The organism is Vibrio sp. 704 (genome assembly GCF_033339295.1).
On sequence record NZ_JAWOUH010000601.1, the window covers coordinates 1 to 630 of the forward strand.

Genomic DNA, 630 nt, shown 5'->3' on the forward strand with positions numbered 1-630 from the left:
ACACATGGTAAACCCAGGACTCCTAGCAAGTCGCCGCGAATACACGCTTTACCGCGCAGAACTAGACGGTAAGCCAGTTGTGGTTTGTTCAACAGGTATCGGTGGTCCATCTACCTCTATCGCAGTAGAAGAGTTAGCACAGCTTGGTGTTCGCACATTCCTACGCGTAGGTACGACTGGTGCAATTCAACCACACGTAAACGTAGGCGATATGATCGTGACAACGGGTTCTGTTCGTCTAGATGGTGCAAGCCTACACTTCGCTCCAATGGAATTCCCAGCAGTTGCAGACTTTGATGTTGCGACAGCGATGAAAGCAGCAGTTGAAGAATCTGGTGCAACAGTTCATATGGGTGTGACTGCTTCAAGTGACACTTTCTACCCAGGTCAAGAGCGTTACGACACATTCACAGGTCGTGTTGTGAAGCGTTTCCAAGGCTCTATGAAAGAGTGGCAAGACATGGGCGTGCTGAACTTCGAAATGGAATCAGCAACGCTACTTACCATGTGTGCAAGCTCTGGCCTGAAAGCAGGTTGTGTGGCGGGTGTAATCATCAACCGTACACAAAAAGAGATTCCAGATCATTCAACACTGAAAGAAACGGAAGCTCGCTCAATTAAAGTTGTAGT

The 630-nt window shown here is 48.3% G+C and carries 1 protein-coding gene; it reads left to right on the forward strand.

The genetic code is table 11. From position 1 onward, the window contains the following. Nucleotides 1–630, forward strand: a 630-nt coding sequence (gene udp, locus R7R24_RS27985; protein WP_318120339.1) for a uridine phosphorylase, incomplete at both ends; no start/stop codon positions are given.